We start from the raw sequence: 5,050 nt of genomic DNA, 5'->3' as shown, positions 1-5,050 counted from the left end.
CAGGACGAGGCGGCGCGGGGGTACGGCGGGGGTTCCGGGACCGGTGCCGCCGGCGTCCCCGGCCGCCGCCCCGGCCGCCGCCCCGGCCGCCGTCCGCCTCCGCCGCTTCGGCACCACCGCACGCGCGTACAGCGGCAGCAGCCCCGGCGCCCCGGTCAGTTCCCGTGTCTCCACCTCACGCCCCCAGCAGCGCCTGGCCGCACACCCGCAGCACCTGCCCGGTCACGGCCCCGCTCCCCGGCGCCGCGAAGTACGCCACCGCCTCCGCGACGTCCACCGGCAGCCCGCCCTGCTTCAGGCTGTTCATACGGCGGCCCGCCTCGCGGATGACCAGCGGGACCGCCGCGGTCATCCGCGTCTCGACGAACCCGGGCGCGACCGCGTTGACCGTCACGCCGCGTGCGGCCGCGGCCGGGGCGGCGGCCTGGACGTAACCGATGAGACCGGCTTTGCTGGCCGCGTAGTTGGTCTGGCCGACGTTGCCCGCGATGCCGCTGATCGAGGAGGTGCACACGACCCGGCCGCCGCCGCGCAGCAGGCCGGAGTCGAGGAGGCGGGCGGTGAGGGTCTCGACGGCGGTGAGGTTGACGCCGATGACCGCTTCCCACTGGTCGGCGCTCATCCGCCCCAGCGTCTTGTCGCGGGTGACGCCCGCGTTGTGCACGACGACGTCGACGCCGCCGTGGTGCTCGTCCAGGTACCCGGCGAGCCGGTCGCCGGCGTCCGCCGCGGTGATGTCCAGCTCCAGCGCCCCGCCGCCGATCCGGTCCGCCACCGCCCGCAGCCCGGCGGCCTGCGCGGCGACGTCCAGGCACACGACGTGCGCCCCGTCGCGGTGCAGCGTGCCGGCCACCACCGCGCCGATCCCCCGCGACGCGCCGGTGACCAGCGCCGTCTTCCCGGCCAGCGGGCGCTCCCAGTCCGCCGTCGCCGGCACCGGCGCCGTGCCGGTGACGCGCAGCGCCTGCCCCGAGACGTACGCCGAGCGGGCCGACAGCGCGAAGCGCAGCGTCGACTCCAGACCGCCCTCCGCCCCCGGCGCGACCAGCAGCAGGTGCGCGGTCGACCCGTCCCGCAGCTCCTTGCCGACCGACCTGACGAACCCCTCCAGCGCCCGCTGCGCCGCCGCCTCGCCCGGGCCGCCCGCCGCGTGCTCCGGCGGCGTGCCGACGACCACGACCCGCCCGCAGGGGGCGAGCGCGCGTATCCGGGGGTGGAGGAAGTCGTAGAGCGCCCGCAGCCGGGCGGAGGAGTCGATGCCGGTGGCGTCGAAGACCAGCGATCCGGCGGGGACGGAGGGCCCGGCCCCCGCCGCCGCCTCCGCCGGCAGCACCTCCGCGCCCGCCGATTCCAGCAGCTCGCGCAGCGTCTTGTGCATCCGCCCGCCCGCGGCGCCGCCGAGGACGACGGGCCCGCGGGCCACGGGCTGCCCCGGCCGGTACCGCTCCAGCCCCGCGGGCCGCGGGAGGCCGAGCCGCCTGGCGACGAAGGCCCCGGCCGGCCGGCTCGTGAGTTTCTGGTAGCGATCGGCCATTGGATTTCTCCCTACGCCTGAGTAAGTTTACTCCAGAGTAAGGAAGCGTAGGAACCGGCCCGCGGCAGCACAAGCCGCGGCGGCGAAGCGACGGAGGAGCGTGGCGATGACGGCACCGGTGAACGCGGGAGCGGGCGGGCGCGGCAGCAGCGGCGGCGCGGGCGCGCGCCGCGTCGCGATCGTCGGCGGCAACCGGATCCCCTTCGCCCGCGCGGACGGCGCGTACGCCACCGCGGCCAACCAGGAGATGCTCTCCGCCGCCCTCGACGGCCTCGTCGAGCGGTACGGGCTCGGCGGCGCGCTGCTCGACGAGTTCGTCGCCGGCGCCGTGCTCAAGCACAGCCGCGACTTCAACCTGGCCCGCGAGGTCGTCCTCGGCAGCAGGCTCGACCACCGCACCCCCGCGTACGATGTCCAGCAGGCCTGCGGCACCGGCCTGGAGACCGTGATCCTCGTCGCCAACAAGATCGCGCTCGGCCAGATCGACGCGGGCGTCGGCGGCGGCGTCGACACCGCCAGCGACGCCCCCCTCGGCCTCAACGACGGCCTGCGCCGGGTGCTGCTCGCCGCGCGCCGGCAGCAGACCCTCGGCCGGCGCGCCGCCGCCCTCGCCGGGCTGCGCCCGCGGCACGTCGTCCCCGACATCCCGCGCAACGCCGAGCCGCGCACCGGTCTTTCCATGGGCGAGCACGCCGCGCGCACCGCCCGCGAGTGGCGGGTGCCGCGCGCCGCGCAGGACGAGCTGGCCGCCACCAGCCACCGCCGGCTGGCCGCGGCGTACGACGCGGGCTTCTTCGACAGCCTGCTCACGCCCTTCCGCGGGCTGGAGCGCGACCAGAACCTGCGCCCCGGCTCCACGCCGGAGAAACTGGCCCGGCTGGGGCCCGTGTTCGGGACCGACGCGCCCGACGCCACCATGACCGCCGGCAACTCCACCCCGCTCACCGACGGCGCCGCCACCGTGCTGCTCGCCAGCGAGGAGTGGGCCGCGGCACGCGGGCTGCCGGTGCTGGCGTACCTCACGCACGCGCGCACCGGCGCGGTCGACTTCGTCGACGGTCCGGACGGGCTGCTGATGGCGCCGGCGTTCGTGGTCCCGCGGCTGCTGGCCGACGCCGGCCTGGACCTGGCGGACCTCGGCCTGTACGAGATCCACGAGGCGTTCGCCTCCCAGGTGCTCGCCACCCTCGCCGCCTGGGAGGACCCGGTGTTCTGCACGGAGCGCCTGGGCCGCGAGGGGCCGCTGGGCGCCGTCGACCGGGAGCGGCTGAACGTCGCCGGCTCCTCGCTCGCCGCCGGGCACCCCTTCGCCGCGACCGGCGGGCGGATCGTCGCGACACTGGCGAAGCTGCTGCACGAGCGGGCGGCGGAGCGCGCGGGTGCGGGCGGCGACGACGCCGCGCCCGTACGCGGGCTGATCTCCGTCTGCGCCGCCGGCGGGCAGGGCGTCACGGCCCTGCTCGAAGCCTGAACCTCCGCTACCGAAAAGGAGCGAAAGTGGGCGTACGAAAGGACCTGAAGACCGCGAAGAAGCGGTGGGACCTCGCCGGGCGCGCCCCCGTCGAGGTGACGCGGGACGACGGCGTCGTACGCCGGGCCGCCGCCCCCCGGCTCGCCGCACCGCCCCCCGACGCCGGCAGCGCCGTCGCCGACATCCCCTACACCAACGCCGCCGAGGCCCCCGGCGCCCCCGTGATCCGCCGCAAGGCCGGCGGCCGGTGGGTCCCGGTCACCGCGTCCGCGTTCGCCGACGAGGTCACGGCGGTGGCGAAGGGCCTCGTCGCCGCCGGTCTTGAACCCGGCGGCCGGGTCGCGATCATGTCCCGTACGCGCTACGAGTGGTGCGTGCTGGACTTCGCCGTCTGGGCCGCCGGCGGCCAGTCCGTGCCCGTGTACCCCACCTCCTCGGCCGACCAGGTCGAGTGGATCCTGCGCGACTCCGGCACCCGCTTCGTCGTCGCCGAGTCCGCGGACAACGAGCGGACCGTACGCACCGCCGCCGCCGAGGCGCGCGTCTGGCAGCTCGACGCCGGCGGGCTCGGCGAGCTGAAGGACCTCGGCCGGGACGTACCGGACGACGAGGTCGCCCGCCGCCGCGCCGCCCTCACCCCCGGCACCGTCGCCACCGTCTGCTACACCTCCGGCACCACCGGCCTCCCCAAGGGCTGTGTCCTCACCCACGGCAACCTGTACGCCGAGGCCGCCAACAGCGTCGAGCTGCTGCACCCGATCTTCAAGGAGGTCACCGGGCAGACCGCGGCGACGCTCCTCTTCCTGCCGCTGGCGCACATCCTCGGCCGGACGATCCAGATAGCGTGCCTGTCCGCGCGCATCGAGATCGGCCACTGGCCGTCGATCAGACCCGACGAGCTGCGCCCGGAGTTCAAGGTCTTCAAGCCGACGTTCCTCGTCGGCGTCCCGTACCTCTTCGAGAAGATCCACGACACCGGGCGGGAGATGGCCGAGAAGCTCGGCCGCGGGTCGTCCTTCGACCGCGCCGACCGCATCGCGGTGCGCTACGGCGAGGCGTCCCTGAACAGGTTCCTCGGCACCGGCAAGGGCCCCGGCCCCGGGCTGACACTGGCGTGGGGGCTGTACGAGCTGCTGGTCTACCGGCGCATCCGCAAGGAGTTGGGCGGCCGGCTCCACTACGCCCTCAGCGGCGGCTCCCCGCTCGACCGCAACCTCAACCTCTTCTTCTACGCCGCGGGCGTCGTGATCTACGAGGGCTACGGTCTCACCGAGACCTCCGCCGCCGCCACCCTCACCCCGCCGCTGCGCCCCCGCCCCGGCACCGTGGGCCGGCCGCTGCCGGGGACGGCGGTGCGGATCGCGGACGACGGCGAGGTGCTGGTCAAGGGCGGCATCGTCTTCGACGGGTACTGGCGGAACGCGGCGGCGACCGGGGAGGTGCTGGCCGACGGCTGGTTCGCCACCGGCGACCTCGGCGCGCTGGACGAGGACGGCTATCTGACGATCACCGGGCGGAAGAAGGACATCCTCATCACCACCGGCGGCAAGAACGTCTCGCCCGCGGTGCTGGAGGACCGGATGCGCAGCCGGCCGCCGGTGGGGCAGGTGATGGTCGTCGGCGACAAACGGCCGTACGTGGCGGCGCTGGTGACGCTGGAGCCGGAGGCGCTGGCGCACTGGCTGGCGGTGCGCAAGCGGCCGCGGGACACGCCGGCCGCCCGGCTGCGGGACGATCCGGAGCTGCGGGCGGACGTGCAGCGGGCGGTGGACTACGCGAACGAGGCGGTGTCGCGGGCGGAGTCGGTGCGCCGGTTCGCGATCGTGGCCGGGGAATTCACGGAGGAGAACGGGATGCTGACGCCGTCGCTGAAGGTGCGGCGGCACGCGGTGGCGGAGGCGTACGCGGCGGAGATCGAGGCACTGTACGAGGGGTAGCCGCCGGGCGGCGCGGGCTGAGACGGCGTTGTCGGTGAGGCGGCATACCCTGGGCGGGGGTGCGGCGTCGGGGTGGCGGTCTGTCGCCGGGTGGGTCGGGTGCGGGGG

3 protein-coding genes are annotated in these 5,050 nt (G+C 75.8%); 2 read left to right on the top strand and 1 reads right to left on the bottom strand.

Annotation, left to right across the window (positions count from 1 at the left end; all coding sequences use genetic code 11):
* Positions 1-175: 175 nt before the first annotated feature.
* Positions 176-1,534 carry a 3-oxoacyl-ACP reductase gene (locus ABD317_RS33315; RefSeq protein WP_344295003.1) on the bottom strand — a complete coding sequence of 453 codons (1,359 nt, stop codon included), beginning with the start codon at positions 1,532-1,534 and terminating at the stop codon, positions 176-178.
* Positions 1,535-1,640: 106 nt separating this feature from the next.
* On the opposite strand from ABD317_RS33315, the gene ABD317_RS33310 reads away from it, so the two are divergent.
* Positions 1,641-3,005, top strand: a complete 1,365-nt coding sequence (locus tag ABD317_RS33310) for an acetyl-CoA C-acetyltransferase (RefSeq protein WP_344295001.1) — start codon at positions 1,641-1,643, stop codon at positions 3,003-3,005.
* Positions 3,006-3,031: 26 nt separating this feature from the next.
* Positions 3,032-4,942 carry an AMP-dependent synthetase/ligase gene (locus ABD317_RS33305; protein ID WP_344294999.1) on the top strand — a complete coding sequence of 637 codons (1,911 nt, stop codon included), beginning with the start codon at positions 3,032-3,034 and terminating at the stop codon, positions 4,940-4,942.
* Positions 4,943-5,050 lie beyond the last annotated feature (108 nt).

The sequence above is a fragment of the Streptomyces synnematoformans genome, assembly GCF_039531005.1.
GTDB classification, from domain to species: Bacteria; Actinomycetota; Actinomycetes; order Streptomycetales; family Streptomycetaceae; genus Streptomyces; species Streptomyces synnematoformans.
This window is presented reverse-complemented; position numbering and strand designations above follow the sequence as displayed.

Excerpts from the sequence above, each read along its gene's own strand:
- ABD317_RS33315 (WP_344295003.1), bottom strand. The coding sequence starts at position 1,534 with ATGGCCGATCGCTACCAGAAACTCACGAGCCGGCCGGCCGGGGCCTTC.
- ABD317_RS33310 (WP_344295001.1), top strand. The coding sequence starts at position 1,641 with ATGACGGCACCGGTGAACGCGGGAGCGGGCGGGCGCGGCAGCAGCGGC.